This is a genomic window from Vibrio sp. 03_296, assembly GCF_002265885.1.
The window spans coordinates 1-588 of the sequence record NZ_NPKW01000629.1 but is presented as its reverse complement, the minus strand read 5'-3'; the positions used below and the strand labels follow the sequence as shown (position 1 = coordinate 588).

Annotated in this window: 1 pseudogene; it reads left to right on the top strand. The window is 45.2% G+C overall.

Features of this window, described 5'->3' with window-relative positions:
* Positions 1 to 588 (top strand): annotated as a pseudogene (locus CIK04_RS26720) (lytic murein transglycosylase); the annotation flags it as partial.

Here is a 588-nt window from a genome sequence, read left to right as displayed (position 1 = left end):
GATTTTGCAACGTATGTTGCTTGCGTTTGAGCAGAAAAACAGCAAGTTAATGACTTATCTGCTGAAATTGCCGAAAAGTAGCCAAGCGAAAAAGCAAGCCCAAGAGATGAAAGCGCTGTTCAATCGTCCTGAGTCGGTGTTGGAGTTTGCCAAGCAGCATAAAGCCAACGAATTTTATCGTAAGCAAACCGAGCTAGCACTAGAGAAACTGGCACGTAAAGATATCAAACGTGCTCAAGAGCTGTACGCTAAGGTCATCAAAGCTCAAAAGTTTTCATCGGTACAAGCTCAGGAGTTGGCCGAATATTTGGCTTTCCGTTTGATTAATATCGAATCGGAAGCGTTGGCTCAGTGGCGTGATGCAGTGCTGAAAAAATCACATAAGCAAAACCTCATTGAGCGCCGAATTCGTCTTGCTTTACAACAGGCGGATTGGAAAGGCGTGCAAAGCTGGGTTGCTCAGTTGGATGATGAACATCGAAACTCATTGACGTTTGGGCGAATATTGGTTGGGGCGCAGATGAAATTGAAATGGGCAAAGCAACCCAAGGGAAGCTGCGACTGAGTAAACTGGTTGGCCAACGTAAT